We start from the raw sequence: 590 nt of genomic DNA, 5'->3' as shown, positions 1-590 counted from the left end.
TGTATATGTGAAGTTATTATAAAAGGTATGAATCTGCCCATGTGAATAGCTGGGATTCCAAAATCTTTTAAATCTGCTTTTGTTAAGCCATTACCCATTATAAAATGTGCCAATCTCCCCTAAGCTAACCATTTTAACAAACCCACTATCATCATATATAGATTCTTTATTTTTATTATGTTTGACATTTGTAAAATGAGAAATATATTTTTTATTGTCTTTTTGAGATTCGTCATCTAAAGCTAAAGTATTACAAATTGATTCTTTATTTTGAGATTCTTCACCTAGCAAGCTATATTTAGAATGACAAACCTCTTTTATGTCATTCATTGCCACATTGTTATGACTTGCTTCTCTATTTTTGTTATATCTAGCTTTCTGTTTGTCATATTGAGCATTCAATCCGTAATTCTGAGGGTATAAGCCCGAAGAATCTCCCTTTACATCATCATAAAAAAGCTTTCTAATTCTTCTTTACTTAATAGTAGGTTTCTATAATATTCATATTGTTTGCGTCTTAAGCTTATCTCTGCTGGTATTCCTTGATTTAAGTCATTAATAAGTGAATCAAGCTTATCTAAAATCTCTAC

The 590-nt window shown here is 29.7% G+C and carries 1 protein-coding gene; it reads right to left on the bottom strand.

Annotated features, from left to right (window positions below):
- Positions 1-90 precede the first annotated feature (90 nt).
- Positions 91-402: a hypothetical protein gene (locus tag LS73_RS09765; protein ID WP_034559895.1), complete on the bottom strand. Its 312-nt coding sequence runs from the start codon at positions 400-402 to the stop codon at positions 91-93.
- Between the last annotated feature and the right edge of the window lie 188 nt (positions 403-590).

Origin of the sequence: Helicobacter muridarum, from assembly GCF_000765805.2 — a bacterium.
Classification (GTDB): domain Bacteria; phylum Campylobacterota; class Campylobacteria; order Campylobacterales; family Helicobacteraceae; genus Helicobacter_A; species Helicobacter_A muridarum.
Note: the sequence above shows the minus strand (reverse complement) of the source record. Positions and strands in the feature narration are given on the sequence as shown.